This is a genomic window from Sphingomonas sp. SAFR-052, assembly GCF_051965015.1.
In the GTDB taxonomy this organism is placed as follows: domain Bacteria; phylum Pseudomonadota; class Alphaproteobacteria; order Sphingomonadales; family Sphingomonadaceae; genus Sphingomonas.
The window spans coordinates 245,363-270,992 of sequence record NZ_JBQCMO010000006.1; the positions used below are offsets into that span (position 1 = coordinate 245,363).

General features: G+C 67.6%; 28 protein-coding genes. 10 read left to right on the forward strand and 18 right to left on the reverse strand.

The genetic code is table 11. The annotated features are described in order from the left end of the window. Positions 1-1,269: a phosphoribosylamine--glycine ligase gene (gene purD, locus ACTHQV_RS12545; protein ID WP_440490692.1), complete on the reverse strand. Its 1,269-nt coding sequence runs from the start codon at positions 1,267-1,269 to the stop codon at positions 1-3. On the opposite strand from purD, the gene xseA reads away from it, so the two are divergent. From xseA to ACTHQV_RS12575, 6 genes are all read left to right on the forward strand, one after another. Beyond that, positions 1,268-2,764 (forward strand): exodeoxyribonuclease VII large subunit, encoded by a 1,497-nt coding sequence (xseA, locus tag ACTHQV_RS12550; RefSeq protein ID WP_440490694.1) that lies wholly within the window; start codon positions 1,268-1,270, stop codon positions 2,762-2,764. The two genes, purD and xseA, sit on opposite strands and share 2 nt — an antisense overlap. A gap of 11 nt (positions 2,765-2,775) precedes the next feature. Next, a complete protein-coding gene (locus ACTHQV_RS12555; RefSeq protein WP_440490695.1) occupies positions 2,776-2,973 on the forward strand; it encodes a DUF2093 domain-containing protein in 198 nt (65 codons plus the stop codon). Further along, on the forward strand, positions 2,970-3,761 hold the full coding sequence (locus ACTHQV_RS12560; RefSeq protein ID WP_440490696.1) for a M23 family metallopeptidase: 792 nt from the start codon (positions 2,970-2,972) through the stop codon (positions 3,759-3,761). The genes ACTHQV_RS12555 and ACTHQV_RS12560 overlap by 4 nt, the downstream gene beginning before the upstream one ends. Positions 3,762-3,817: 56 nt before the next feature. Further along, positions 3,818-4,345, forward strand: coding sequence for a superoxide dismutase family protein (locus ACTHQV_RS12565; protein WP_440490697.1), 528 nt, complete (start codon positions 3,818-3,820; stop codon positions 4,343-4,345). Between the two features lie 35 nt (positions 4,346-4,380). Further along, on the forward strand, positions 4,381-5,457 hold the full coding sequence (locus ACTHQV_RS12570; RefSeq protein ID WP_440490699.1) for a lactonase family protein: 1,077 nt from the start codon (positions 4,381-4,383) through the stop codon (positions 5,455-5,457). 73 nt (positions 5,458-5,530) lie between these two features. Then, the gene (locus ACTHQV_RS12575) at positions 5,531-5,791 is read left to right on the forward strand and encodes a hypothetical protein (protein WP_440490700.1); all 261 of its coding nucleotides are present in this window, start codon (positions 5,531-5,533) and stop codon (positions 5,789-5,791) included. A 3-nt stretch (positions 5,792-5,794) separates the two neighbouring features. Here ACTHQV_RS12575 and ACTHQV_RS12580 read toward each other — a convergent pair whose 3' ends face one another. After that, positions 5,795-6,343: a 5'-methylthioadenosine/S-adenosylhomocysteine nucleosidase gene (locus tag ACTHQV_RS12580; protein ID WP_440490702.1), complete on the reverse strand. Its 549-nt coding sequence runs from the start codon at positions 6,341-6,343 to the stop codon at positions 5,795-5,797. Further along, on the reverse strand, positions 6,306-6,902 hold the full coding sequence (locus tag ACTHQV_RS12585) for a hypothetical protein (protein WP_440490704.1): 597 nt from the start codon (positions 6,900-6,902) through the stop codon (positions 6,306-6,308). Before ACTHQV_RS12585 ends, ACTHQV_RS12580 begins: the two co-directional genes overlap by 38 nt. A 519-nt stretch (positions 6,903-7,421) precedes the next feature. Here ACTHQV_RS12585 and acnA point away from each other — a divergent pair. Together acnA and ACTHQV_RS12595 are read left to right on the forward strand one after the other, a co-directional pair. Continuing rightward, entirely contained in the window at positions 7,422-10,097 is a 2,676-nt protein-coding gene (gene acnA / locus ACTHQV_RS12590) for an aconitate hydratase AcnA (RefSeq protein ID WP_440490706.1), read from the forward strand. A 76-nt stretch (positions 10,098-10,173) separates the two neighbouring features. Then, positions 10,174-11,178 (forward strand): glycosyltransferase, encoded by a 1,005-nt coding sequence (locus ACTHQV_RS12595; RefSeq protein ID WP_440490707.1) that lies wholly within the window; start codon positions 10,174-10,176, stop codon positions 11,176-11,178. 198 nt (positions 11,179-11,376) lie between these two features. Here the strand turns inward: ACTHQV_RS12595 and ACTHQV_RS12600 are convergent, their stop codons facing one another. From ACTHQV_RS12600 to ACTHQV_RS12610, 3 genes are all read right to left on the reverse strand, one after another. Then, complete coding sequence (locus tag ACTHQV_RS12600; protein WP_440490709.1) at positions 11,377-12,123, reverse strand: HAD-IIB family hydrolase; 747 nt, start codon at positions 12,121-12,123, stop codon at positions 11,377-11,379. A 63-nt stretch (positions 12,124-12,186) separates the two neighbouring features. Then, positions 12,187-12,567: a hypothetical protein gene (locus ACTHQV_RS12605; protein ID WP_440490710.1), complete on the reverse strand. Its 381-nt coding sequence runs from the start codon at positions 12,565-12,567 to the stop codon at positions 12,187-12,189. Beyond that, on the reverse strand, positions 12,560-13,258 hold the full coding sequence (locus tag ACTHQV_RS12610) for an EI24 domain-containing protein (protein WP_440490711.1): 699 nt from the start codon (positions 13,256-13,258) through the stop codon (positions 12,560-12,562). The genes ACTHQV_RS12605 and ACTHQV_RS12610 overlap by 8 nt, the downstream gene beginning before the upstream one ends. A 125-nt stretch (positions 13,259-13,383) precedes the next feature. On the opposite strand from ACTHQV_RS12610, the gene ACTHQV_RS12615 reads away from it, so the two are divergent. Further along, positions 13,384-14,382: an adenosine kinase gene (locus ACTHQV_RS12615; RefSeq protein WP_440490712.1), complete on the forward strand. Its 999-nt coding sequence runs from the start codon at positions 13,384-13,386 to the stop codon at positions 14,380-14,382. A 75-nt stretch (positions 14,383-14,457) separates the two neighbouring features. On the opposite strand, the gene ACTHQV_RS12620 is transcribed toward ACTHQV_RS12615, so the two are convergent. The 4 genes from ACTHQV_RS12620 to ACTHQV_RS12635 all read right to left on the reverse strand — a co-directional run bounded on the left by ACTHQV_RS12620 (position 14,458) and on the right by ACTHQV_RS12635 (position 16,957). Continuing rightward, entirely contained in the window at positions 14,458-16,002 is a 1,545-nt protein-coding gene (locus ACTHQV_RS12620) for an amino acid permease (RefSeq protein WP_440490713.1), read from the reverse strand. Positions 16,003-16,109: 107 nt separating this feature from the next. Further along, on the reverse strand, positions 16,110-16,487 hold the full coding sequence (locus ACTHQV_RS12625) for a histidine triad nucleotide-binding protein (protein ID WP_440490714.1): 378 nt from the start codon (positions 16,485-16,487) through the stop codon (positions 16,110-16,112). Between the two features lie 4 nt (positions 16,488-16,491). Further along, positions 16,492-16,809: a phosphoribosyl-ATP diphosphatase gene (locus ACTHQV_RS12630; protein WP_440490715.1), complete on the reverse strand. Its 318-nt coding sequence runs from the start codon at positions 16,807-16,809 to the stop codon at positions 16,492-16,494. A gap of 1 nt (position 16,810) precedes the next feature. Beyond that, positions 16,811-16,957, reverse strand: a complete 147-nt coding sequence (locus ACTHQV_RS12635) for a hypothetical protein (protein ID WP_440490716.1) — start codon at positions 16,955-16,957, stop codon at positions 16,811-16,813. 156 nt (positions 16,958-17,113) lie between these two features. Between ACTHQV_RS12635 and ACTHQV_RS12640 the strand changes: the two genes are divergently transcribed. After that, positions 17,114-17,866: a peptidase gene (locus ACTHQV_RS12640; RefSeq protein WP_440490718.1), complete on the forward strand. Its 753-nt coding sequence runs from the start codon at positions 17,114-17,116 to the stop codon at positions 17,864-17,866. Positions 17,867-18,204: 338 nt separating this feature from the next. Here ACTHQV_RS12640 and ACTHQV_RS12645 read toward each other — a convergent pair whose 3' ends face one another. The 8 genes from ACTHQV_RS12645 to ACTHQV_RS12680 all read right to left on the reverse strand — a co-directional run bounded on the left by ACTHQV_RS12645 (position 18,205) and on the right by ACTHQV_RS12680 (position 25,484). Beyond that, positions 18,205-18,663 carry a MaoC family dehydratase gene (locus ACTHQV_RS12645; protein WP_440490720.1) on the reverse strand — a complete coding sequence of 153 codons (459 nt, stop codon included), beginning with the start codon at positions 18,661-18,663 and terminating at the stop codon, positions 18,205-18,207. 39 nt (positions 18,664-18,702) lie between these two features. Then, positions 18,703-19,968 carry an alkaline phosphatase family protein gene (locus tag ACTHQV_RS12650; protein ID WP_440490722.1) on the reverse strand — a complete coding sequence of 422 codons (1,266 nt, stop codon included), beginning with the start codon at positions 19,966-19,968 and terminating at the stop codon, positions 18,703-18,705. A gap of 63 nt (positions 19,969-20,031) precedes the next feature. After that, positions 20,032-21,132, reverse strand: a complete 1,101-nt coding sequence (gene ychF / locus ACTHQV_RS12655) for a redox-regulated ATPase YchF (protein WP_440490724.1) — start codon at positions 21,130-21,132, stop codon at positions 20,032-20,034. 65 nt (positions 21,133-21,197) lie between these two features. Then, positions 21,198-21,782: a TIGR02466 family protein gene (locus tag ACTHQV_RS12660; protein ID WP_440490726.1), complete on the reverse strand. Its 585-nt coding sequence runs from the start codon at positions 21,780-21,782 to the stop codon at positions 21,198-21,200. 38 nt (positions 21,783-21,820) lie between these two features. Next, on the reverse strand, positions 21,821-22,708 hold the full coding sequence (locus ACTHQV_RS12665) for an alpha/beta hydrolase family esterase (protein WP_440490727.1): 888 nt from the start codon (positions 22,706-22,708) through the stop codon (positions 21,821-21,823). Between the two features lie 193 nt (positions 22,709-22,901). Then, positions 22,902-23,771, reverse strand: coding sequence for an AraC family transcriptional regulator (locus ACTHQV_RS12670; RefSeq protein ID WP_440490729.1), 870 nt, complete (start codon positions 23,769-23,771; stop codon positions 22,902-22,904). Positions 23,772-24,077: 306 nt separating this feature from the next. Beyond that, a complete protein-coding gene (pth, locus tag ACTHQV_RS12675) occupies positions 24,078-24,644 on the reverse strand; it encodes an aminoacyl-tRNA hydrolase (protein WP_440490730.1) in 567 nt (188 codons plus the stop codon). A gap of 162 nt (positions 24,645-24,806) precedes the next feature. After that, entirely contained in the window at positions 24,807-25,484 is a 678-nt protein-coding gene (locus tag ACTHQV_RS12680; RefSeq protein WP_440490731.1) for a 50S ribosomal protein L25/general stress protein Ctc, read from the reverse strand. Between the last annotated feature and the right edge of the window lie 146 nt (positions 25,485-25,630).

Genomic DNA, 25,630 nt, shown 5'->3' on the forward strand with positions numbered 1-25,630 from the left:
TCAGTCCTGCTCGTTCTCGCGTGCCACTTCGCGCCAGCCGATGTCGCGGCGGCAGAATCCCGGAAAGTCGAGCGCATCGACTCCGCGATATGCTGCCGCCTGTGCGGTGGTGACGGTCGCCCCGCGCGCGGTGACGGCCAGCACCCGGCCTCCGGCGGTGACAACGCCCGCATCGCCCGTCCGGGTTCCCGCATGGAACACGATCGTGCCCGCCGCTTCCGCCGCATCGATACCGCCGATGGGCTTGCCCGTTTCGGGCGTCCCCGGATAGCCGGGCGCGGCCATCACGACGGTCAGCGCGGTATCGTTCGAAAATACCGGCGCTTCCGCCTCGGCCAGCCGCCCTTCGGCCACAGCCAGCAACAGCGGCAACAGGTCGCTGTCGAGCCGCGCCATCAGCACCTGACATTCGGGATCGCCGAACCGCGCATTATATTCGATCAGCTTGGGGCCGCGATCGGTCAGCATCAGCCCGGCATACAGCACCCCCGAATAGGGCGTGCCCCGCGCCGCCATCGCCGCCACGGTCGGCTGCACGATCGTATCGATCGCCAGCCGCTCCAGTTCGGGGGTCAGCACCGGCGCGGGCGAATAGGCGCCCATGCCGCCGGTGTTCGGTCCGGTATCGCCGTCGCCGACACGCTTGTGATCCTGCGCCGATCCGAACGGCATCAGCGATACGCCGTCGGTCAGCACGAACAGGCTGGCTTCCTCGCCCGCCAGGAACTCCTCGATCACCGCCTCGCCGCCGGGCTTGTCGAAGATCGCGGCCAGCGCGGCTTCGGCTTCGGCACGGTCCATCGCGATCGTCACGCCCTTGCCCGCCGCCAGCCCGTCGGCCTTGATGACGACGGGGAGCGAGAAGGGGGAGAGGGCGGCGATTGCGTTGTCGAGGTCGGTCACCCGGACATAGCCGGCGGTCGGGATATCCGCCTCGCGACACAGATCCTTGGTATAGCCCTTCGACCCCTCCAACTGCGCGGCAGCCGCCGACGGGCCGAAGGTCGCGATACCGTTGCTGCGCAGATCGTCGGCCAGCCCCGCGACCAGCGGCGCTTCGGGACCGACCACCACCAGCCTGATCGTCCGTTCGACGCAGAACCGCACCACCGCAGCGTGATCGGCGACGTCGAGCGGCACCAGCGTCGCCACTTGCGCGATGCCGGGGTTGCCCGGTGCGGCATAAAGCGTACCTAGGAGCGGCGAACGCGCCAGCTTCCACGCCAGCGCATGTTCGCGCCCACCCGATCCGATCAACAGGACATTCATGGACGATCGCTTCCCCGGTTTTCAGTCGAGCCGGCTCGTAGCCGAGCAGCAGCCCGGCGACAACGCCGCGCCCGAAAGCGTGTCCGAACTGGCCGGTCGCCTGAAACGCATGGTCGAGGGCGAATTCGGCCGCGTCCGCCTGCGCGGCGAGATTTCGGGCTATAAGCGCGCATCATCGGGCCATGTCTATCTGTGCCTGAAGGATGATTCGGCGCTGATCGACGGCGTGATGTGGCGCGGATCGGCGGGCAGCCTGCCGTTCACCCCGCAGGACGGAGTCGAGGTGATCGCCAGCGGCAAGCTGACCACCTATCCCGGCCGCTCGCGCTATCAGATCGTGATCGACCGGATGGAACTGGCCGGCGAGGGCGCGCTGATGGCGCTGCTCGAAAAGCTGAAGGCGAAGCTGGCGGGGGAGGGGCTGTTCGATCCGGCGAAGAAACGCCGCCTGCCATTCCTGCCGCGCACCATCGGCATCGTCACCTCGCCGACCGGCGCGGTGATCCGCGACATCTTGCACCGGCTGGAGGATCGCTGCCCGACCCATGTCATCGTCTGGCCGGTCAAGGTGCAGGGCGAAGGCTCGGCGGCGGAGATCGCGCGGGCGGTACAGGGCTTCGGCGCGTTGCCGGTGAGACCGACCACCGACAACCTCGAACCGTACCCCCGCGAAGGCGGGGGCCCAGAGCCACAGATACTGACGTCAACGCCTGAAACCCTGGACCCCCGCCCACGCGGGGGTACGGCAAGTGACGGGGAAAACACCATCTACCGCCCCGACCTGCTGATCGTCGCGCGCGGCGGCGGGTCGATCGAGGACCTCTGGTCGTTCAACGAGGAGATCGTCGTCCGCGCCGTCGCCGCCTCGCCGATCCCGGTCATCTCGGCAGTCGGGCACGAGACAGACACGACGCTGTGCGACCACGCCGCCGACCTGCGCGCGCCGACCCCGACCGCCGCGGCCGAGATCGCGGTGCCGGTCCGCGCCGAACTGGCCCACAACATCGCCACCCTGTCGCTGCGCACCCAGCGCATCGTCCGCCGCTATCACCAGCGCGGCAGCGAACAATTGGCGGCTTTGGTCCGCGTCATGCCGCGCCGCGACGCGCTGCTGGGGCCGCAGCGCCAGCGGCTCGATGATGTCGCCGCCCGCCTGTCGCTGGCGCTCGAACGACGTGTCGCGACTGCGCGCCGCAATTTCGACCGCCACGGCCATGCGCTCCGCCCCGCGATGCTCACCCAGCGCCTCGCCCAGGCCCGCGCGCAGTTCGAGGGCACGGCGCGGATGCTGGCGCAGGTCGATCCCGACAATCTGCTGCAAAAGGGCTATGTCCGCGTCACCGCCCGTGCCAGCGGCAAGACGGTCACCTCCGCCGCCGAAGCCCGCTCGGCGGGCGCGCTGCAGCTCCATTTCGGCGACGGCGTGCTCGAGGCGAAGGTTGAGCGCACCCCCGGCCGCGCCTATGTCGAACCGACCCAACCCACCTTGCTGTAGAACCGGACCCCATGCTGAAGCCCGAAGCCCGCCCCGCCAAACTCCAATATCTGACCAATAATTTCCGGGTGCTGGTCGATGGCGACTTCGTGACCTGCGCGATTACCGGCACCCGCATTCCACTCGACGAACTGCGCTACTGGAGCGCCGCGCGGCAGGAACCCTATGTCGATGCCGAGGCCTCGACCAAGGCGATGGCGCCCCAGTGATCGTCGCCGCCGCGCTGTTGCTGGCGGTGCAGAGCGCGATCACGCTGAACGGCACGCCGGGGCAGGGCGCGGCGATGACCGGACAGGTGCCGCCCGGCACCACGCTGACCCTCGATGGACAGCCGGTTACGGTCGCCCCCGACGGCGCGTTCCTGATCGCCTTCGACCGCGACGCCGGCCCCGCCGCCACGCTCCTCGCGACGCTGCCCGACGGCCGGCGCGAAGTCCGCACCCCGACCATCGCGCCCCGCGCCTGGCGGATCGAGCGGCTGCCGACCCTGCCGCGCGTGTCGCAGCCGTCCGCCGAATATCAGCGGCGCCGCGCCCCCGAACTGGCGCAGATCGCCGCCGCCCGCACCCGTGCGACCGATGCGCAGGGCTGGCGGCAGCGCTTCGTCTGGCCGGTCACTGGGCGCATCTACGGCCTGTTCGGATCGCAGCGCATCTACGCCGGCGAACCCGGCGCCTATCATTCGGGCGTCGACGTCGCCCGCCCGACCGGCACGCCCGTCGCCGCCCCCGCCGACGGCGTCGTCATCCTCGCCGCGCCTGCGCCCTTCACCCTCGAGGGCAATCTGCTGATGATCGACCACGGCATGGGCCTCAACAGCGCCTTCCTCCACCTCTCGCGCATCGACGTGAAGCCCGGCGACCGCGTCGCCCAGGGCCAGACCGTCGGCGCGATCGGCGCGACCGGCCGCGCCACCGGTCCGCATCTCCACTGGAGCATGAAGTGGCACGACGCGCGCATCGACCCGCTACTGCTTGCCGGGCCGATGCCGCAATAAAGGAACCGCAGGCCGCCCCCGATCATTCCGCCCCCAGATCAAAGGGGACTGCGACCATGCTGCGTGCCACCATCCTGACCGCCATCGCCGCCACCGCGCTGGCCGGCTGCACCACCACGACCAGCGGATCGGGCACCGCCGGCGGCCGTACCGCCACCGCGCCGCTGCGCACCGCGACCGGCGCCGATGTCGGCACCGTCACCGCGACCGAAATGGCGGGCGGCATTCAGATCCGCATCGACGCGCGCGGCATGCCCGTCGGTGTCCATGGCGCGCATGTCCATACCGTCGGCCGCTGCGACGCACCCGACTTCACCACCGCCGGCGGTCACTGGAACCCGACGTCGAAGCAGCACGGCACCAGCAACCCCGCCGGCCCGCATGCCGGCGACGCCCCCAATCTGACCATCGGCGCCGATGGCACCGGATCGCTGACCGTCGAACTGCCCGCCGGCACGATCGACGGCATGCTCGATGCCGATGGCGCGGCGTTCGTCATCCACGCCAATGCCGACGACTATAAGACCGATCCGTCGGGCAATTCGGGCGGTCGCATCGCCTGCGGCGTGTTCACCGCCGCCTGATTGCGCGCAGGTCCGGCCACGGGCATAGCGTCGGGATGACCACCCGCCGCACGCTCCTGGCCGGCATCGCCGCCACCGCCACGCTCGCCGCCGTCCCCGCCCGCGCGCAGCGGGACCGGCTCGACCTGATCGCCGGCACCTATGCCCGACTCGGCGGGCAGGGGCTCTACCAACTGCCCGCGCGTGGCAGCGGCTGGAGCGTCGGCGCCGCCGATCCTGCGCTCAAGGACATCTCGTTCGGCGTGACCCGCGGCGCGATGCGCTATCTGGTCCGCGAATCGGCCGCCGGTCGCCTGCTCGCCACCGATCATCAGGGCAAGGTCCTCGCCGACCTGTCGAGCGGCGGCGACGATCCCTGCCATGTCGCCATCAACCATCGCGGTAACCTGCTGGCCCTCGCCAATTATTCTTCCGGAACCGTCGCGCTCTATCCGCTCGCCGCCGGCATGCCGCAGCCGCCGATCGTCCGGCAGCACACAGGCACCGGCCCCAACAAGGATCGGCAAAGCGCCCCGCACGCCCACTGGGTCGGCTTCTCCCCGAACGATCGCTTCTGCCACTCGGTCGATCTCGGCGCAGACACGATCTTCGCCTATCCGCTCGACAGCGGCGAGATCGGCGATCCGGTCGTCGCATGGCGCGCCCCCGCCGGTGCCGGCCCGCGCCACATGGCCTATCACCCGACGCTGCCGATCGGCTATGTCGTCACCGAACTCGCCAACACGTTGGTCACGCTCGACGCGCAGGCGGATGGCAGCTTCACCACCCGTGCCACCACCTCGCTGCTCCCGCCCGGCTGGGAAGGGCAGTCGCAGGCCGCGCACATCGCGATCGACAGCGCCGGCCGCCGCCTCTACGCCTCGAACCGCGGCCACAACAGCATCGCGGTGTTCGACTTGGCCGAGGACGGCACCGCCACGCTCGCCCAGCATATCGACTGCGGCGGCAACTGGCCGCGCTTCTTCCTGCTGATCGAGGACAGCGGCCAACTGCTCGTCGCCAACGAACGCAGCGGCGACGTGGCAGTCTTCACGGTGACCGTCGACGGCCCGATCCGCCCGACCCCGACGCGGCTGAAGGTGCCGGGCGTGGTGTTCCTCGACCGGGCGTAACGCGCGCCTCAAGCGCAATTCTGTTTCAAAGCAGAGGCTTGCCAGAAATCGTCCGACCCCTCACCATGCTGCCATGGCGATCGAAGGGCATGACGGTTACGAAGGGGCATCGCAGCGGACGCGGTGGGGGTGCTTCGCTGCCTTCCTTTTCGCCGCGCCCGTATTTGCCTTCCTGCTGTTCGTCGATGCACTCGGTGACTGCTGGCCGGGCAGCGGTTGCAGACGTGGTTTTCTAAGCCAGGTGCTGGTTCCCGGCACGATCGTCGCGCTGGTCGCCTTCTTCGCCGCCCGCGCTGCGGTCGGCAGGCGGCAACGACGCAACGACCGGCAATAGCCGCTACCCCAACCGATCCACCGCCGCCGCCAGCCGTTCGTCGAGCACCCCCAGCATCGCCGTCCACCCGCCCAACGCCTCCAGTTCGCCCGGCCCATCGGACACGCCGCGCAGCCCCATCACCGGCACCCCGAAACGCTGGCACGCCCGCAGCACCGCGAACGTCTCCATGTCGACCATGTCGGCATCGATCGCGTCATAGTCGCTGCCGCCGACGATATTCGCCCCCGTCGACAACCGCGCCACCGGCCAGTCGAGCGGCGTCGCCAGCGGCATTTCGGCGGGATGATCCGAAAAAGGCGTCACCCCCTTCGCCACGCCGATCCGCGTCGCATCCATGTCGCGCCACGATACGCTCGCCACCTGCCAGATCGACCCCAAAGGCAGCCGCCGCGACCCGGCCGACCCGATCGACACGACCAGTTCGGGCAGCTCCGCCATTCCTGCCAGCGCCTGCGTCGTCCCGATCGCCGCCTCGACCGGCCCGACCCCGGTGATCAGCGGCACGAAGCGTTCAGCCAGACAGGGTCCGTATTCGTGGTCCGTCGCCATGACGAACAGCACCCGCCGTCCCCCGATCCGCGTCACCTGCATCTCCATTCCCCTGCTGTTCCGCGCGGTTGGTGACGGCAGGATTGGGCGCAGGCAAGGCTTGCTGCGCCTTTTCCGCCTCGATCCGGCGCTTCATTCCGTCGATCCTGGCGATCAACATCGCATCGGTTTCCGCCTGCGTCGCCATGTTCGCGACGATCATTTCCTCGCCGTCGCGCCGTGCGTCTCCGACCCCGCGCATGAGCAGCAACCGCAACAGCCCATCCGAGTACCGCCGCCGATGCCCAACGATCTTGCCGCCATGCCATACCGGCTCCTCCCACCCCAGCACGGCGCGTTCATACGCCGCCTGTTCGATCGTCGGCGCGACCTTGGCCAGCGCCCGCCGCCACGCCCGATCGAACGCCATCGACCGGTCGCGCATCCGATAGGCCGAGGTCGTCGAAATCTGCGCCCGCACACACGCATCGCGCACCGACCCCGTCTCGCTCAACGCCCGCAAGAACGCCCGCTGCCGCTGCGGCGTCCACCCGTCATGCCGTACCCGATATGTCGCCATTCCCCGCCTCCCGATGATGCTGGAACAGTACGGGAACATAATGGCTGTAGGAAAGGGCTGAAACCATCCGCAACGTCCTTTCTCCGCAGCGACACCGCTGCGAAAGTCCCCTACTTCGCCGCATACTTGCCGTACCCCCGCGCAGGCGGGGGGCCAGAGCCAAACAGAACAAGGGCTTGCGTTTGAGGCCCTGGACCCCCGCCTGCGCGGGGGTACGCAATAAGGCTTTTGATCGCGACTTTCACAAAGGTCTTGCCTGCGTGGTAGGATGAACACTTACGTTCGCAAACCCCGCTCTACCCCGACAAAAACTGATATTATCGCTATTGCAAAGCGAAATCATTTATGTTGCATTAAAAGTCGGCCATCGTCCCGCCCGGAACCGGATTCACCCACTTCCCCCGGCTTTATACGGTTGCTAAGGGCCACCGGTACAGCTCGATAACCTCCCGCGGCGGCATGCACGTCGACGGCCCCCGGCCGATCGATCCCGCCCGCGACCAACTGGGAAGGATCCGCATGACCGCTATCGGCCAGGACACGCTCGGCACCCGCGACACGCTCGATGTCGGCGGCAAGACCTATTCTTACTATTCGCTGGCCAAGGCGTCGGCAAAGCTCGGCGACGTGTCGCGGCTGCCCTTCTCGATGAAGGTGCTGCTCGAGAACATGCTCCGCTTCGAGGACGGCGTGACCGTCACGCCCGAGGATGCGCAGGCGATCGTCGACTGGCAGAAGGATGCCCGGTCGGACCGCGAGATCCAGTATCGCCCGGCGCGCGTGCTGATGCAGGACTTCACCGGCGTTCCCTGCGTCGTCGATCTGGCGGCAATGCGCGATGCGATCACCAAGCTCGGCGGCGACGCGGGCAAGATCAACCCGCAGGTGCCCGTCCACCTCGTCATCGACCACTCGGTCATGGTCGACGAATTCGGTACCCCGACCGCTGCCGAAGAGAATGTCGAGCTGGAATATCAGCGTAACATCGAACGCTATGAATTCCTGAAATGGGGTTCGAAGGCGCTCGACAATTTCTCGGTCGTTCCCCCTGGCACCGGCATCTGCCACCAGGTGAACCTTGAATATGTCGCGCAAGCCGTATGGTCGTCGGAATCGACCGACGGCAGCGGTACGATCGCCTATCCCGACACGCTGGTCGGCACCGACAGCCACACGACGATGGTCAACGGCCTCGGCGTGCTCGGCTGGGGCGTGGGCGGCATCGAGGCGGAAGCGGCGATGCTCGGCCAGCCGGTGTCGATGCTGATCCCCGAGGTCGTCGGCTTCAAGCTTACGGGTAAGCTGCAGGAAGGCATCACCGCCACCGACCTCGTGCTCACCGTCACGCAAATGCTGCGCGCCAAGGGCGTGGTCGGCCGTTTCGTCGAATTCTATGGTCCGGGCCTGTCGTCGATGACGCTCGCCGATCGCGCGACGATCGCCAACATGGCGCCCGAATATGGCGCGACCTGCGGCTTCTTCCCGGTCGACGACAAGACGATCGACTATATGCGTCTGACCGCCCGTCCGGCCGAAGTGATCGCGCTCACCGAAGCCTATGCGAAGGCGAACGGCTTCTGGCGTGACGAGAACGCCGTCGACCCGATCTTCACCGACACGCTCGAACTCGACATGTCGACCGTCGTACCGTCGCTCGCCGGGCCGAAGCGTCCGCAGGACCGCGTCGAGCTGCCGAATGTCGACGATGTGTTCAACGGCGACCTGACCAAGGTCTACAAGAAGGACGCACCGAAGCGCGTCGCGGTCGAGGGTGAGAATCACGACATCGGCGACGGCGACGTCGTCATCGCCGCGATCACCTCGTGCACCAACACGTCGAACCCGTCGGTGCTGGTCGCCGCCGGCCTCGTCGCGCGCAAGGCGAACAAGCTCGGTCTCAAGCCCAAGCCGTGGGTCAAGACCTCGCTGGCGCCGGGCTCGCAGGTCGTCACCGACTATCTCGACAAGGCGGGTCTGACTCAGGATCTCGACGCGGTCGGCTTCAACCTCGTCGGCTATGGCTGCACCACCTGCATCGGCAATTCGGGTCCGCTGGCGGCACCGATTTCGGCGGCGATCAACGGCAACGACATCGTCGCCGCCTCGGTCCTGTCGGGCAACCGCAACTTCGAAGGCCGCGTGTCGGCCGATGTCCGCGCCAATTTCCTCGCCTCGCCGCCGCTCGTCGTCGCCTATGCGCTGAAGGGCACCGTGACCGAGGATATGGTGTCGACCCCGATCGGGCAGGGCTCGGACGGGCAGGACGTGTATCTCAAGGACATCTGGCCGTCGAACGAAGAGGTCGCCGACCTCATGGCCGCCAACATCGACGACGGCATGTTCCGCTCGCGCTACGGCAATGTCTATGCCGGCGACAAGCATTGGGCGGGCATCTCGGTCGAGGGGTCGGACACCTACAACTGGCCGACGTCGAGCACCTACATCGCCAATCCGCCCTATTTCGAAGGGCTTACGATGACGCCGAACCCGACTTCGGACATCATCGAGGCGAAGCCGCTGGCGATCCTCGGCGACTCGATCACTACCGACCATATTTCGCCGGCCGGTTCGATCAAGGCAGACAGCCCCGCCGGAACTTTCCTGCAAGAACATCAGGTTAGCCGCCGCGACTTCAACAGCTACGGCGCCCGCCGCGGCAATCACGATGTCATGATGCGTGGCACCTTCGCCAACATCCGCATCAAGAACGAAATGGTCCCCGGCGTCGAAGGCGGCATGAGCCGCTACGACGGCGAAGTCATGCCGATCTACGACGCCGCCATGCGCCACAAGGCCGACGGCACCCCGCTGGTCGTCATCGCGGGCAAGGAATATGGCACCGGCTCGTCGCGCGACTGGGCGGCGAAGGGCACGAATCTCTTGGGCGTCCGCGCGGTCATTACCGAGAGCTTCGAGCGTATCCACCGCTCGAACCTCGTCGGCATGGGCGTGCTGCCGCTGCAGTTCGCCGAAGGCGTGACCCGCCAGACCCTCGGCCTGACCGGTGACGAAAGCTTCACGATCCAGGGCGTTGCGAACCTGCGCCCGCGTCAGGACGTGGAAGTCATCCTGACCCGCGCCGACGGCTCTACCGAGACGTTCCTGACCAAGTGCCGCATCGATACCGTCAATGAACTGGAATATTTCCTGAACGGCGGCATCCTGCAATATGTGCTGCGCAAGCTGGCCGCATAAGCGCCGGTAACCGGTTAAGCGCGGGCCGTGTCTCCGATCCGGGGACGCGGCCCGTTTCGTGTGGGGGGAGCGGGCCATGGCAGGCATCACGGTCATCACGGTGTTCCACAACCGCGCCCACCGGGTACGACCGTCGATCGAATCGCTGCTGGCACAGGATTGCGAGGACGTGCGGATCGTCGCGATCGACGATGGATCGCGCGACGATACGCTCGCCGAACTGCGTGCCCTGTCCGCGCCGAACCTGACCGTTATATCCCAGCCTAACAAAGGCTTCACTGCGACGATGGCGGCGGCCTGCGCGGCGGCGGACACCGACTTCATCGCCGTCCACGGCGCGGGCGACGAAAGCCTGCCCGGGCGCCTCCGCGCGCAACGCGACTTTCTCCTCACCCACCACCAAGTCGTCGCAGTCGGCTGCGCGATCGAGAATGTCGAGGAGGGCGGCAAGGGCTATGTCATCCGGCCCGCCCAGCCGATCCGGAAGGGGCCGATGATCGCCGGCTTCGGCATCTCGCACGGCGAAGTCATGTTCCGCCGCTCGGCCTATCTGGCCGCCGGCGGCTATCGCCCGTTCTTCCGCGTGGCACAGGCGACCGACCTGTTCCGGCGGATGAGCCGGATCGGCGATTTCGGCTATGTCGACCAGCTATTGTACCGCCGTTACCTGTTCCGCGACGGCGTCAATGCCTCTGCGGCCAAGTTCGCCGAACATGAACTCTATTCGGCGATCGGCCATGACGCGTTTGCCGACGCCCTGTCGAGCGGAGTATCGGCGGATGTGATCGACCGGCACGGCGTCCTCGCCCCCTATTACATGCCGCGCTCGAAGAAGATCGCCGGCGGCCTCGCTCGCGCCGCCGTCGTCCATTGGCTACAGGGCGATGATCGCATCGCCCGACACCTCGCCCGCCGCTCGCTGGCCGAGAAGCTGACGCTTCGCGGCGCGATCGTCGCCACCCAGTTGCTGCTCTCGACCATCGGCCTGCGCGATGCGATGCAGCGTCTGGCGGTGAAGACCAATCGCGGGCGCAATGAATATGCGCTCGCCCGCTTCTATCGCCCGCCCGCCGGGAAATAGCAAATCAGCCGCCCCCAATACCCCGCTTTCCTACAGCGAACGGCTTATCCTATCGATGACGGCGCTCTTTCAAAGGTCCGCTCAAAAGCCCGGTCGACAGGTCGAAAGCACCTCGCCGCGCAATGCTGCACGAGTGTGAACTTTGTGAACTTTGGACCTCAAACCCCGCCCCGCGCGCGGCGGGGCAGGGGGTGCCGCTTACTTCTGGCAAGCGACGATCGCCTCGATCACGGCCAGCGTTTCCTGCGGGTCGCGGATCTTCACCGTGTCCATGCCCGCGGCCTTGGGCGCATAGTCATTGCCGCCGGGGAAGATCGCGTCGCCGATGAACAGCATGTCGTCGGTGGCGATGCCGCTGATATCGGCCAGCTTGGCAAGGCCGGTCGCCTTGTCGACGCCTTCCTTGGTGATGTCGATCGACGTCGCGCCGCCCATGTTGATCGACAGGCCCGGCAGGCGCTGCTTGAGATCGGCCTGGATGATCTTGCGCTTCTCGAACTTGGGGTCCCAATGTTCCTTGGCGTCGATCGGCGCCTGCTGGCCCAGTGCCGAGAAGGTGATCTGGCTGCCGCGATCCTCGATCCGCTCGCCCCAGGTTTGTTCGGGGACGAAGCCGGTGGCTTCTAGCGCCGCGTCGAACGCCTCAAGGATCTTCGCCTTGGTCTCATCGGCGAACAGGTCGGCATAGACCGTGTTCCAGCGCCCATCGCCATAGGTATACAGCTTGGTGCCGCTGGTCGGCATCATCCACAGCCGGCTGAGATCGGCGCGTTCGGGGAGGCGGCTGGCGACCTGTTTTTCGAACTGCGGCCAGTCGCCGCCGGAGATGATCGCGACATGCGTGACGCCCAGTAGGTCGGCGAGCGCTTCGCCCATCGCCTCGGTCAGTTGCTGTTTGCTTTCGGCCAGGGTTCCGTCGAGGTCGAAGGCTACGAGTTGCTTCATATTGTCACTCCGGCAGGGGGCGAGCGCCGGCGGGCGCCGGCGCGGGAAAGGTTGGCAGGATGGTCAGCGGCCGCCCTCACGGCGGGTCAGCGCGGCGACGCAGCTGGCCCGGTCGATCGGCGCGCCGTTGCGCTGGCGCGAATCGATATGGCGGACCACCGGCACGCCGCCGTCCTGCGGCGGGTAGAGATAGGCGTCGAGCACACAGATGTTCGACCCGAATTGCAGCTTGCGCCCAGCCCCTTCGGTCAGGTCGAGCTGCGGCTGGCCGAACAGGCCGGTCAGCGCATTGGCGTTCTGCCCCAGCACCCGTTCGAGGCCGACGATGCCATAGGTCGGTCTGGGCGGGACGGGCAAGGCGTTCTGGCGGACGACCGGCGCGATCGACCCGGCACAGGCAGACAGGGTCAGCCCCGCGGCGACCGCGATGAAACCGCTACGCATGTCCGTCCCCCCTCGGGCGCCGCCGGTGGAACCGATGCGTCGCCATCGCCGCGCCGATCAAGGGCGCAACGAAATTCACAAACGGCACAAGCAGCAATCCGGTTCCGACCAGCCCCAGCACGAAACGCCGCCCGCCCGTGGCGGACCGTTCGGCCCGCATCGCGGCGGGCGGCAGGTGCCGGGCGGCGACCATGTCCGACAGGTCGCGCCCCAACAGCCAACCATTGACGACGAAGAACACCGCCGCCGTCCCGATCCCGGTCGCCAGCAGCACGACATAGAGCGGCAGGAAGAACAGATTGACCGCCAGCGCGCGCAGCGCCGACGTCGCACTCATCCTCAGCGACCGGCCGATCGGCACCGGTCGTGCGGTGGCAAGGGCGGCCGGGTAATGTCTCGCCTCGACCGCTTCGACCACGTCATCGGCGAACAGCCCGATGACCGCGATCGCGACGATGCGGAACAACAGCCAAGCGATGCCGATCGCCGCGATCGCCGCCGCCACTGCCGCCAGCGTGCCGGCATCGTCGCCGAGCAGCAGGACATCGGCGGTCAGCCAGTGCGCGCCCCACGCCAGCGCCGCTCCCAATGCGGCGAGCAGCACCAGCGTCAGCGCCAGCGACTTGGCCAGCACGCGCAGGAACGCCCGGTCGCCGAGTTGCCGGACGGACAGGAGGAAGCTTTCGATCATCGCCCGCGACGATGCGGGGCCGGCCGCCCGCCGTCAACGCCTTGCCTGCCCTCCCGCCGCTGGCTAACGCGAACGGCAACGTCCGCGCCTATGCTGGCGGCGGACCGCTTGTTCGGAGACCCTATTTGACCCAACCCACGCTCGACGTCGTCGCGATCGGTAACGCCATCGTCGATATTCTGGCCCAGTCCGACGACGCCTTCCTCGCCAGCGAAGGCATGACCAAGGGGTCGATGCAGCTCGTCTTCTCGCCTGCCGACGCCGATGCGCTCTATGCCAAGATGGGGCCGGGCCGCGAAGTATCGGGCGGGTCGGCGGCGAACACCGTCGCGGGCATCGCGGCGCTGGGCGGCAAGACCGGCTTCATCGGCCAGGTCGCCGACGACCAGCTGGGCGCGGTCTTCGCGCACGACATCCGCGCCGCCGGCGTCCGCTTCGACACCGCGGCGCGTAGCGGCGAGCCGACCACTGCCCGCTGCCTGATCTTCGTCACGCCCGATGGGCAGCGGACGATGAACACCTTTCTGGGCGCGTCGCAGTTCCTGCCCGAAGCGGCGCTCGACGCCGACCTGATCGCCAGCGGCGCGATCCTGTATCTCGAAGGCTATCTGTGGGATCCGGAAGAGCCGCGCGCCGCGATGCGCGCCGGCATCCGCATCGCGCGTGATGCGGGGCGCAAGGTCGCCTTCACCCTGTCGGACACCTTCTGTATCTCGCGCCACGGCGACGACTTCCGCGCGCTGATCGCCGAGGGGCAGGTCGACATCCTGTTCGCCAACGAGAGCGAGTTGCTGGCGCTGGCGCAAGTCGAAGATTTCGACGCGGCGGTGGACCAGATCGCAGGCCAGGTGCCGGTACTGGTCGTAACCCGCGGCGAACATGGCGCGATCGCGGTCACCGGGGGCACGCGCACCAGCGTCCCTGCCCAGCCGATCGAGCGCGTCGTCGACACGACCGGCGCGGGCGACTTGTTCGCCGCCGGCTTCCTGCACGGTCAGTCGCATGGCTACGACATCGAACGCTCGCTGAAGCTGGGCGCGCTGTGCGCTGCCGAGATCATCTCCCACTATGGCGCGCGGCCCGAGGTCGACCTGACCAAGCTGATGCACGATAAGCTCGGCTGAGCGACGCGACCCTTCAAAAGAAAAGGGGGAGGCCGATCGGTTCGGCCTCCCCCTTTTTGTGTCCGGTCGGTTCGATCAGTGCGAACCGGGTACGTCGCGATGGTCGTCCATTTCCGCGACCTCGACGATCCCGCGACCGAGATGGCTGCGGCGATAACCGTAGAGGAAATAGATTACGAGGCCGATCGCGCCCCACACCGGCAGCACCAGCTTGGCGTCAGGCGGCAGTGCCAGGAACAGGCCGACACAGCCGATCATCGTCGCCGGCGCGACCAGCCACACGGCCGGCGTGCGGAACGGGCGAGGGCGGTGCGGATCGCGCTTGCGCAGCACCAGCACGCCGACCGCCACCATGAAGAAGGCGAACAGTGTGCCGGCATTGGCGATGTCGGCCAGCTTGCCGACCGGCAGGAACGCTGCGGCAAAGGTCACGCCGATGCCGGTGATCGCGGTGATGACGTGCGGCGTCTTCCACTTCGGGTGGATCGCCGACAGCTTCTCGGGCAGCAGCCCGTCGCGCGACATGGTGAAAAAGATGCGCGTCTGGCCGAACAGCATCACCAGAATGACTGACGGGAGGGCGAGGAAGGCGGCGAGGCCGATCAGGTTGCCGATGTTCAAATAGCCGATCTCGCGCAGCACGTGCGCCAGCGCTTCCTTCGAACAGGCCAGCGGTTCGCTGCCCATGCCGGCCAGTTCGGTGCAGCGTGCGCCCAGCGCCTGCGAACCCGGTGCCAGCCATTCGCCGATCGCCGAGGTCACCGGCTGCGACCCGAGCGGCGAACCGATCGCGCCCGCCGCCACCAGCATGTAGAAGGCGGTGCAAATGCCGAGGCTGCCGATCAGGCCGAGCGGCACGTTGCGTTGCGGGTTCTTGGTCTCCTCGGCCGCCGTGGAAACCGCGTCGAAGCCGACATAGGCGAAGAAGATCGAGGCCGCTGCGCCGACGATCCCCTGACCCTCGCTGCCGAACCAGCCATTGGGGGCGAAGGGTTCGAAATTCTCCATCCGCATCACCGGCAGCGCGAGGATGATGAACGCGGTCAGCGCCGTCACCTTGATCGCGACCAGCACCGCATTGACCTTCGCGCTCTCGCTGGTGCCGAGCATCAGCAGCCCGGTGATGAGCAGCGCGATGGCGACGGCGGGCAGGTTGATGAAGCCGCCGGGCACGTACGGCCCGGTAATCAGCGCAGTCGGCAGGGTGATGCCGAACCACCCCTGCAACTGCCCGACGAAATAGCCCGACCAGCCGACCGACACGGCGGAGGCGGCGACGGCATATTCGAGGACCAGCGCCCAGCCGACCATCCATGCCAGCAGCTCGCCGAGCACCGCATAGGTATAGGTATAGGCCGATCCCGACACCGGGACCATCGACGCGAATTCGGAATAGCACAAAGCCGCCACCGCGCAGACGACCGCGGCGATGATGAACGAGATCATCATGCCCGGTCCCGCCTTTTGCGCGGCTTCGGACGTCAGCACGAAAATGCCGGTGCCGATGATGGCGCCGACCCCCAGCATGGTCAGCTGGAACGCACCGAGGGTGCGGGTTAGCGATTTCTTTTCTGCGGTCGCAAGGATCGCATCGAGTGGCTTGATACGGCCGAAAATCATGCAGGCCCCCCAAACGCGGCGCCTTCTACCGAGGGCCGCGGATTACAAAGGCGTAAACCTACCCGCAAAAACCGTCCGTGCAATTGCTTTCGTGCAACAAAGCTGACCTATCGTGCTAGCATGGGGCCGAGCGGCTGTCCGCCGAACAGGTGGACGTGCAGATGCGGCACCTCCTGCCCGCCATGGCCGCCGATATTGGCGAGCAGGCGATAGCCCGGTTCGACCAGGGCGTTGTCGCGCGCAATCTGTCCCACTGCGCGCACGAACCCCGCGATTTCGGCATCGCTGCCCCGCGCCGAAAAATCGTCCCACGACACATAGGCCCCCTTTGGGATCACCAGAATGTGAACCGGTGCCTGCGGCGAAATATCGTGGAAGGCGAGGGCGTATTCGTCCTCATACACGCGCTTGGCGGGGATTTCGCCGCGCAGGATGCGGGCGAAGATGTTGTCGGGGTCGTAAGCCTGGGTAGCGTCGATCGGCATCGGATCACTCCTTGGGACGGGCGGCCTTCTCGGCGATGCCCGAGCGGCCTTCGCGGGCGGTCAGTTCGGCGCGGACATCGTCGAGTGAGATGCCCCGGTCGCAGAGCAGCACGGTCAGATGGAACATCAGGTCGGCCGCTTCGCCGATCAGCCCGGCGCGATCGTTCTGACAGGCGGCGATGACGCATTCGACCGCTTCCTCGCCGACCTTCTGCGCGATCTTGGCGGTGCCGCGGGCGTGCAGCTTCGCGACATAGCTTTGGGCCGGGTCGCCGCCGATGCGGCTGGCGATTACCGATTCGAGCCGGTCGAAGGCGTCCATGTCAGTCCTTGCGCTTGCGGTTGCGGATCGCGCGCCGTGCCAGCACCACCATGAACACGAACGCGGCGAAGGTCGCGACGTCGGACACGGCGAAGCCTTCGCGGGGCGGGGCGACGCCCGAATGGGCGGCGAGGGCGGCGGTCGGCATGCTGCCGCTCTAGGCGGTTTGGCGGTCGCCGGGCAAGCACCGTACCGGGTCCGCTGCGACAGGAACCGCTGGCATGGCGGGATCGTTTTGTTCCATTATCCATCATCGGGCGTTGCGACGTCGTCACGTCGGTCAGCGACCCGCAGGAGCAATCGCATGTTCTATCGGCTGCGCGCGATCGTGCTGGCATTGGCGGCGGGGGCGGGCGTGTCCGGCTGCGCCTATGGCGATTTCGGCTATGGCGGCGTCGGGGTCGGCGTCGGATCGGGCTATTATGGCGGGGGCGGCTATGGCGGCTATTACGACCCCTATGCGACCGGGTTCGGCGATCCGTACTGGGGATGGTTCGGCGACTATTATTATCCGGGCACCGGCTATTACGTCTATGACCGCTATCGCCGGCCGTTCCGATGGAACGATCGCCAGCGCTATTACTGGCAGCAGCGCCGCGGCCAGTGGCGCGGCGGCTGGGGCGACAACCGCCCGCGCTGGGACGGCTGGAACCGACCAGGGTTCGACCGGCGGCCGGGGTTCGAGAACGTCCCGCGCGGCAGCAGCCAGTCGCCGCTGCCGGGCCGTCCGGGCGGCTGGCGCGGGCGTAGCGATGCCCTGCCGGGCAACCCGCCGCGCGCCGGGTTCGAACGGCGCGGCTTCCAGTATGTGCCACGCGGCTCCACCCAAGCGCCGGTGCCCGGCCAGCCCGTTGCGGCGCCAGGGAGCACGGGGCGGCCCGGGTTCGAGCGGCGGCGCGGGTTCGAATATGTCCCGCGCGGGTCCAGCCAGTCGCCGCGACAGGGTGCCGGTGCGGTGCGCGGCTTCGAACGGCCCGAAGGGGTTCGGCCGGGCGGCGGCCGCTTCCGTGGGGCCGAAGGGCGCGGACCGGGCCGGGGCGGACGTCGGTCGGATTGAGGCGGCGCTAGGGCGTTGTGCCTTCCCTTCGAACCGGACCTCATCCCGGCATGGGCTGGGATATCCGGGTCATAGATGGTGGCAGGAGCCGCCAGAAGCCCCAGCCTTCGCCGGGGCGACGTTTCGCATCAAGTGTGCACATCGCCGGTCGGAACGGCGGTACGGGGATGGCGGCGGGATCCTGGTGAAACGCTCTTCGGCGTACCCCCGCGCAGGCGGAGGTCCAGGGTCACACGCGCAACGGGCTGTTCTGCTAGGCCCTGGGCCCCCGCCTCCGCGTGGGCACGGGGGTGGCGTAGGGCGTTACAACGACTCGCCACCGGGGACAGCGTGCGCGTCTACCCTGCGTCCTTGCCGGCACGCGTCGCGATCAGCGCCTGCGAAATGAACGTCAGCACGATCTGATCGTCCTGGTTGCGCACCGTCACCTTGCTTGCGACGCTGCCCATTTCGGGGCGGCTGGTCGATGGGCGCACCGACAGTACCTCGGTCTCGCACGACAGCGTGTCGCCGGGATAGACCGGCCGCCGCCAGCGTAGTTCGTCGATCCCCGCCGCGCCGAGGCTCGCGATCGGGTGGGCGGTCCAGTGTTCGACCAGCATCGCCATGGTCATCGCACAGCTATGCCAGCCGCTCGCCGCCAGCCGCCCGAAATGGGTTCGTGCTGCGGCCTCGTCGGACAGGTGGAAGGGTTGCGGGTCGTATCGCCGGGCGAAGTCGATCACCGCGTCGCGATCGACGGTGTAGGAGCCGAACCGGGCGGTGTCGCCGACGGCGATGTCCTCGAAATAGCGCATCGTACAGGTTTCAGGCCGAAACCCGCCCGCTGGCAAGCGTTATCGCAGCGCGCGTCCGGCAAGGCCGTCGTCGCCGTCGAGCGTCGGGTCGGCCGGCAGGCCGAGCATCCGACGCAGCAACGGGTGGATCGCGGTGTTGCGGAACGACGGCAGCGTCACACCCGAGCGGAAAGCGGGGCCGCCCGCGACGAACAGCGCCTGCATCTCGGGCGCGGCATTGTCATACCCGTGGGCGCCGCCGGTGACCGGGCGGGTCGGGGCGGTCGGCATGATCGTCCAGCCGACCTCCGCGAGGCACAGGAAGGCCGGCGCGCGCGGATTGGTGCCGTAGCGCAGCCGGGCGGGGACCTGTGCCTTGGGCCAGCAATGCATATGCTGCTGTGGCCGGGCGAGCGCGGCGGCGAGCGCGGCCTGCCGACCCGGCATCGGTTCGATCGCGGCATAGGGGCCGGTTTCGATCAGGCGATAGCTGCCGGTCGGCGCAATGCGATCGAACGCGATGACGCGGTCGGTGGCGACCGCGGCCATGCCATGATCGGCGACGACGATCAGGTTGGCAGGCTGGTCCAGCGCCGCCAGTTCGCGCTGCAGCCGGCCGATCGCGGCATCGACCTTCGTCATCGCCGCCAGCGTCTCGGGCGCGGCGGGGCCGTGATCGTGGCCGGCGACGTCGACATCGTCGAAATAGAGGGTGACGAAGCGCGGGCGCGTCGCCGCCGGGCGTCGCATCCAGTCGATAACGCCTTCGACGCGCTGTTCGGCGGTGATCGCCTGATTGAACGCCTGCCAGTCCGACGCATGGCGACCGCCGACATAGACGCCGTGATCGGCCTTGCCGGTGCCGCCCCACGCCACCTCGCTGCCCGGCCAGAACAGCGTCGCGCCGCGCACGCCACCCTCCTCCGCCGCGATCCAGATCGGCTTGGCAGCGTTCCACCAGAAGGGATCGGTCGTTTCCATGGTGAAGACCTCACCGGGGCGGGCGGCGTCCTCCATCTTGTTGCCGACGATGCCCGATTTGTCGGGACGCACCCCGGTGGCGATCGTCCAGAAATTGGGGAAGGTCTTGGTCGGGAAGCTCGGCTGCATCGCCGCCTTCACCCCGTCCGCCGCCAGTCGCGACAGGTTGGGCGCGACGGTCGGCGACAGATAGTCGGGCCGGGCACCGTCGACGCCGATCAGGATCGTGACCGGGGCCTTCGCCTCGGCCACCGCCGCGGCGGGCGGCCGCGGGGCGACCGACCCGGTGTGGATGACGCAGCCCGACAGTGCGGCGAGCGCGACGAACAGGGTCGGGATACGCATGACAGGTCTCGGCAACTGGACAAGCAGCCGGTCTATCGTCTGCGCGTGACGGGAATGTGGCGGTCAGACGTTGAAACGGAACAGCATCACGTCGCCGTCCTGCACGACATATTCCTTGCCTTCGGCGCGCAGCTTGCCGGCATCGCGGGCGCCGCTTTCGCCCTTGCAGGCGATATAGTCGGCGAAGGCGATGGTTTCGGCCCGGATGAAGCCGCGTTCGAAATCGCTGTGGATCTCGCCCGCCGCCTGCGGTGCCTTCGCCCCGACCGACACGGTCCAGGCGCGCGCTTCCTTCGGGCCGACGGTGAAGAAGGTGAGCAGGTGGAGCAGCGAATAGCCGGCGCGGATAACGCGCGCGAGGCCGGTCTCCTCGAGGCCAAGGTCGGACAGGAATTCGGCGCGGTCAGCGGGGTCCATCGTCGCGATATCGGCCTCGATCGCGGCGGAGACGACGACCGCTTCGGCCCCTTCCGCCTTCGCCTTGGCAAAGACCTTCGCCGACAGTTCGTTGCCGTCGGCGGCGTCTTCTTCGTTCACGTTGCAGACGTACAGGACCGGCTTGGCGGTCAGCAGCTGCGCCTGCGCGAAGAGGCGTTCCTCTTCCTCGTCCTTGATCTCGGTCAGCCGCGCGGGCTTGCCCTCGCGCAACAGGTCGAGCGCGCGGCCGAGCACGGCGGCGGCGACCTTCGCCTCCTTGTCGCCCTGCTGCCCCTTCTTGGTCAGGTTGGGCACGCGCTTTTCGAGGCTTTCCAGGTCGGAGAGCATCAGCTCGGTTTCGACCGTATCGGCATCCGCGATCGGATCGACGCGATCGTCGACATGCTGGATGTCGTCATTCTCGAAGCAGCGCAGGACGTGGACGATCGCGTCCACCTCGCGGATGTTGCCGAGGAACTGGTTGCCGAGCCCTTCGCCCTTCGATGCGCCGCGCACGAGGCCGGCGATGTCGACGAACGCCAGCTGCGTCTCGATCTTCTTGGCCGAACCGGCGATCTCGGCCAATTGGTCTAGGCGAGGGTCGGGGACGGCGACGTTGCCGACATTCGGCTCGATCGTGCAGAAGGGATAATTGGCCGCCTGCGCCGCCTGTGTCTGCGTCAATGCGTTGAACAGGGTGGACTTGCCGACATTCGGCAGGCCGACGATACCGCAGCGAAAACCCACTTGGCGCAATCCCGGTGATGGTGGAAAGCCCGCCCCTTAGCCGCTGTGGCCGGGCTTTGCAAAAGCTACCAGCGATAGTTGAAGCTGACGCTGATCCGCTCGCTCTTGCCGGCATGCGGCATGACCTCGTGGCGCAGCCAGCTTTCCCACAGCAGCAACGTGCCCGAATGCGGCGCGACCGTTTCGAACGTGCCGGGGCGGGTGGGGGCGGCCATCAGCATCGGCAGCCGCGGGTCTTCGAACCGGATGCCGCCGGCACCCTCGGGCACCGCGACATAGACGGTGCCTGACACGACGCTGTGCGGGTGGAGATGCCCCGAATGGCCGCCGCCGGGCTTGAGCAGATTGACCCACAGGCTGTCGAGCTTCAGCTTGCGGCCCCCCAGTTCCATGCCGCAGGCGGCGGCGAATTTCGCGACATGGCGGTCGAGCACGCGCTTCAGATCGGCGAAGACCGGGTCGCGCAGCGGCAGGTCGTTGAGCGAGGCGTAGGAGGTATAGCCGCGATAGCCATGCTCCTTCGACCAGCGGCGCCCGGCCATATCCTCCTCGGCCAGCGCACGGACCGAGGCGTCGAGATCGGCGACCAGCGTGTCGTCCGATAGGCTGGCTTCGTAGAGATGGGTCGGGAACAGGGTGCGGACGGTCATGGCGGCGGCTTGGCGGATTGGCGCGGGTTTGGAAAGGGTCAGCGGCGGTGCTGCGACAGGAAGGCCCACAGCGCGTCGTTGTCGACGACCCAGCTATGCCCGCCGCCGACGGTGACCCGCCCGACCACGTCCGCGCCGCCGCGGCAGGCGGCGTAGCGTTCCTCATAGACCTTAGGCGCGACCCAGCGGGTGGTGGGAGCGGCGGTGCAGCGGTTGAGCGTCGCCCAGCGCTGTTCGGCGGCGTGCATGGTGTAGGACCAGTATTTCGCACCGCCGCCCTGGATGGGGTTGGTGGTGTCGGCGTCGCCGGCAAAGGCGATGACCGGAACGGCACGCGACGGGCGGCAGGTGGCGGGATCGGGGCGGCTGGGGTCGCTTTCCAGCGGATTGCCGGCGCGCAGGCCGACGACCGGGGCGATCGCGGCGAAGCGGTCGGCGGCGACGCAGCCGAGCCACGAGGTCATCCGCCCGCCGCCAGACAGCCCGGTGGCATAGACGCGGACCGGATCGACGCAGCCCGCTTTGGCCAGCTGGTCGATCAGCGCGCCGATGAAGGCGACGTCATCGGGGGCGTCGGGGCCGGGGATCGTGCCGGCGACGGTAGGGACGCCGGGGATGTTCCAGACGAAACCCTTGTCATGGGCGATGCCGGCATCTGGAGCGGCGACGAGGAAGCCGTGCTGGTCCGATGCTGCGGCCAGGTTGGAGTCGCGCAGCATCGCCGTGCCGGTGCTGCCGCTGCCATGGAGTAGGATGACTAGCGGTGCGGGCGTGGCCGGGGTCTGCCCCTGCGGCAGGTGGATCAGGACCGAGCGGTCGCCGACCGCGACCCGCGCCGCGCCGGACAGGGTGCAGGTCGGGGCGGCATGGGCGGTGCCGGTGACGAGCAGGAGAAGGAAGGCGAGCAGTTGCAACGGCTTGACCATGGATGGCTTCCTATCCGACGGGGGCGGGGGTGGGCAACAGCGGGTCAAAGTTCACAAAGTTCACACTAGTGACGCAGTTGTGCAAGGTGCGACCGGGCGGGACGTCGGGTAGCGGGACATGGTTCGGACCGGGCGAGCATGGTGCGGTTGCGGCGGGTAGGAAAGCGGTTTCGCGACGATCGCCGCATCCGCCTTATCGCAGCGGCAGGAACAGGTCGGTGATCGCGTCCGCCTCCGCCACGTCGGGAAAGAAGCGGACCCGCTGGCAGTAGAGGGGAAAGTCGCGCGGTTCCTCGCCGCTGTCGGGCAGCCAGTCGCGATAGAGCTGCAGCGCGGCGGGCTCGAGATCGTCGCTGCGGCCGGTCAGGCGCAGCACGGCGCAGCGGCCGGCGGGGATGAGGCCGGCGGTCACGCCATCACTCACCGGAAACGAGCGGTCGGTGCCGACGCACAGGTCGATGCGTACCGGCCCCGCTGCTGGGTCAGCCGGATCGCTGTGAAAGATATTGAAGGTCGGGGTGTTGGCGGGCGACAGACGGTTCGCCCGACGCCACGCGATGAAGCGGCGGATGGTGTCGCCGATCGCAGCCATGTCGCCATCGTGGCGCATGATCGCAACGGGGGTGGCGGGGACATCGCAGATCGTGACGGGAGCGAAGGGCTGCATCGTTCGGTTCCTTACATCGTCGAGCGGCAGGAGCGCCGCGCGCCACGGTGCCCAGTCGGGCGCGGCACGGAAATCGGACGGCGATTGCCCGAAGCGCTGGCGAAAGGCGCGGGCAAAGGCATCGGGCGCGTCGTAACCAGCACCGAGCGCGATGTCGGTGATCCGGTCGGTATCGCGATAGGCGAGTTGGTAGGCGGCGCGCTTCAGCCGGGCGAGCTGGACATAGCGATGCACCGACAGGCCGAAACAGGCGGTGAACTGCCGGTGGAAATGATATTTCGAAAAGGCGGCGACCGCGCTGATGGTCGCGAGGTCGAGATCGTCGTCCAGATGCCGGTCGATATGATCGAGCGCGCGACGCATGCGGTCGTGATAATTGCGCTGTGCCGGCGTCATGTCCGTTCCTTGTGTGGCACTTGTGTATGCGCACGGGAAGGGCGGGGGTGCTCGACCGATCTTGCGGAAGTGGGCGTGCGTGCTTCAATTACCTTCGTCATTCCCGCCTGTGCGAGACCTCTGCGAATGTCTGCCGCACCGTATCCCCGCAAAGGCGGGGACCCAGGGCCACATTCGCAAGCCGTTGTTTTGCTCGGCTCTGGACCCCCGCCTGCGCGGGGGTACGGATGGGTCCGGGGACAGGTAGCGGACTTTCGCAGAGGTCTCGCCGTCGCGGGAATGACGAAAGGGGGGTGGCAGCGCCCCTCACCCCATCCGCCGTGCGACTTCGTTCATGAAGCGCACGTCGTCGCCCGCTGCCAGCCATGGCGCCTCGGCAGCGACCGCGCCGAGCAGGTCGGTCAGGTCGTCGAGTTCGGCCTTGACGAAATTGCCCAGCACATAGGGGCTGACCCGGTCCTTGTGCCCCGGATGGCCGATGCCGAGGCGGATGCGGCGGAAGTCGGGGCCGATATGCGCGTCGGTCGAGCGCAGGCCGTTATGGCCGGCATGGCCGCCGCCGGTCTTCACCTTCAGCTTGAAGGGTGCGAGGTCGAGTTCGTCGTGGAAGACGGTGACGTCGGCGGGCGTCAGCTTGTAGAAGCGCATCGCTTCGCCGACCGAGCGCCCGCTTTCGTTCATATAGGTGCCGGGTTTGAGCAGCAGGATCTTCTGCGTGCCGATGCGACCTTCCTGGATCCAGCCCTGGAAGGCGCGTTTGGGCGCGGCGAAATCATGGACCTCGGCAATGGCGTCGACCGCCATGAAGCCGATATTGTGGCGGTGCATCGCATATTGCGGGCCGGGATTGCCGAGGCCGGTCCAGAGTTGCATCGCGTGGGTCCTTCGGGTGGAGTGGCGAGGGCGCGTGTAGCCGCAACCGTCATGCTCGCGAAGGCGGGAATGACATCGGGGAATATGAAAGCCCCGAAACGCAAAGGAGCGGGACGACCTCGGCCATCCCGCTCCTTCGTAACGCCGGACAGGCGGGGCGGATCAGCCCTCGGCCTTGTCCTCGCCTTCGGCTTCTTCGGCCTCGGCAGCGGCTTCGGCCGACTGCGCTTCGGCGACTTCGGCGTCGAGCGCCTCGTCTTCGGCGGTCAGCGTGGTCGGCGGGGTGATGGTGGCGACGGTGACGGCATCTTCCGAAGCGGTCGCTTCGGCGCCGTTCGGCAGCGTCACGTCCGACAGGTGAATCGATTCGCCGACTTCGCGGCCGGTCAGGTCGACGACGATCTCGGTCGGGATGTTCGACGCTTCGACGGCCAGCTCGATTTCGTGGGTCACGACGTTCAGAACGCCGCCGTCACGCTTGATGCCGGGGGCCGCGTCTTCGTTGGTGAAGGTCACCGGCACGGCGACGGTCACGGTCGCGTTCTTGGCGATGCGCAGGAAGTCGACATGGATCGGCTGGTCGGTGACGACGTCGAAGGCGACGTCCTTGGCCAGCGTGCGCACCTTGCTACCACCGACATCGACCATGATGACCGAGTTCATGAAGTGGCCGGTCATGAGCTGCTTCATCAGCTCACGGGCGTTCAGGTGGATGCCCTGCGGGTCCTGGTTGTTGCCATAGATCACGGCGGGGACGCGGCCATCGCGACGCAGGGCGCGGGAGGCTCCCTTGCCTACCCGATCGCGCGTCTCGGCCGACAGGTGCAGCGTGTCGCTCATCATGTCTTCCTTAAGAAACGAAGTTTGTGTGTCTTGCGCGGCCGGGCCTCCAGGGATGACCCCGGCACGAACAAGCGCGGGCGCATAGGGGAGTTCGGGCGGAAAGGCAAGGTTGGTTGCTCCGACGCCTTTCTTCCCCCGTTCGC

Bases quoted from the DNA above. Each gene is read 5' to 3' on its own strand.
- xseA (WP_440490694.1), top strand. From the start codon at position 1,268: ATGGACGATCGCTTCCCCGGTTTTCAGTCGAGCCGGCTCGTAGCCGAG.
- purD (WP_440490692.1), bottom strand. From the start codon at position 1,269: ATGAATGTCCTGTTGATCGGATCGGGTGGGCGCGAACATGCGCTGGCG.
- ACTHQV_RS12555 (WP_440490695.1), top strand. From the start codon at position 2,776: ATGCTGAAGCCCGAAGCCCGCCCCGCCAAACTCCAATATCTGACCAAT.
- ACTHQV_RS12565 (WP_440490697.1), top strand. From the start codon at position 3,818: ATGCTGCGTGCCACCATCCTGACCGCCATCGCCGCCACCGCGCTGGCC.
- ACTHQV_RS12570 (WP_440490699.1), top strand. From the start codon at position 4,381: ATGACCACCCGCCGCACGCTCCTGGCCGGCATCGCCGCCACCGCCACG.
- ACTHQV_RS12575 (WP_440490700.1), top strand. From the start codon at position 5,531: ATGGCGATCGAAGGGCATGACGGTTACGAAGGGGCATCGCAGCGGACG.
- ACTHQV_RS12580 (WP_440490702.1), bottom strand. From the start codon at position 6,343: ATGGCGACGGACCACGAATACGGACCCTGTCTGGCTGAACGCTTCGTG.
- ACTHQV_RS12585 (WP_440490704.1), bottom strand. From the start codon at position 6,902: ATGGCGACATATCGGGTACGGCATGACGGGTGGACGCCGCAGCGGCAG.
- acnA (WP_440490706.1), top strand. From the start codon at position 7,422: ATGACCGCTATCGGCCAGGACACGCTCGGCACCCGCGACACGCTCGAT.
- ACTHQV_RS12595 (WP_440490707.1), top strand. From the start codon at position 10,174: ATGGCAGGCATCACGGTCATCACGGTGTTCCACAACCGCGCCCACCGG.
- ACTHQV_RS12600 (WP_440490709.1), bottom strand. From the start codon at position 12,123: ATGAAGCAACTCGTAGCCTTCGACCTCGACGGAACCCTGGCCGAAAGC.
- ACTHQV_RS12605 (WP_440490710.1), bottom strand. From the start codon at position 12,567: ATGCGTAGCGGTTTCATCGCGGTCGCCGCGGGGCTGACCCTGTCTGCC.
- ACTHQV_RS12610 (WP_440490711.1), bottom strand. From the start codon at position 13,258: ATGATCGAAAGCTTCCTCCTGTCCGTCCGGCAACTCGGCGACCGGGCG.
- ACTHQV_RS12620 (WP_440490713.1), bottom strand. From the start codon at position 16,002: ATGATTTTCGGCCGTATCAAGCCACTCGATGCGATCCTTGCGACCGCA.
- ACTHQV_RS12625 (WP_440490714.1), bottom strand. From the start codon at position 16,487: ATGCCGATCGACGCTACCCAGGCTTACGACCCCGACAACATCTTCGCC.
- ACTHQV_RS12630 (WP_440490715.1), bottom strand. From the start codon at position 16,809: ATGGACGCCTTCGACCGGCTCGAATCGGTAATCGCCAGCCGCATCGGC.
- ACTHQV_RS12635 (WP_440490716.1), bottom strand. From the start codon at position 16,957: ATGCCGACCGCCGCCCTCGCCGCCCATTCGGGCGTCGCCCCGCCCCGC.
- ACTHQV_RS12640 (WP_440490718.1), top strand. From the start codon at position 17,114: ATGTTCTATCGGCTGCGCGCGATCGTGCTGGCATTGGCGGCGGGGGCG.
- ACTHQV_RS12645 (WP_440490720.1), bottom strand. From the start codon at position 18,663: ATGCGCTATTTCGAGGACATCGCCGTCGGCGACACCGCCCGGTTCGGC.
- ACTHQV_RS12650 (WP_440490722.1), bottom strand. From the start codon at position 19,968: ATGCGTATCCCGACCCTGTTCGTCGCGCTCGCCGCACTGTCGGGCTGC.
- ACTHQV_RS12660 (WP_440490726.1), bottom strand. From the start codon at position 21,782: ATGACCGTCCGCACCCTGTTCCCGACCCATCTCTACGAAGCCAGCCTA.
- ACTHQV_RS12665 (WP_440490727.1), bottom strand. From the start codon at position 22,708: ATGGTCAAGCCGTTGCAACTGCTCGCCTTCCTTCTCCTGCTCGTCACC.
- ACTHQV_RS12670 (WP_440490729.1), bottom strand. From the start codon at position 23,771: ATGACGCCGGCACAGCGCAATTATCACGACCGCATGCGTCGCGCGCTC.
- pth (WP_440490730.1), bottom strand. From the start codon at position 24,644: ATGCAACTCTGGACCGGCCTCGGCAATCCCGGCCCGCAATATGCGATG.
- ACTHQV_RS12680 (WP_440490731.1), bottom strand. From the start codon at position 25,484: ATGAGCGACACGCTGCACCTGTCGGCCGAGACGCGCGATCGGGTAGGC.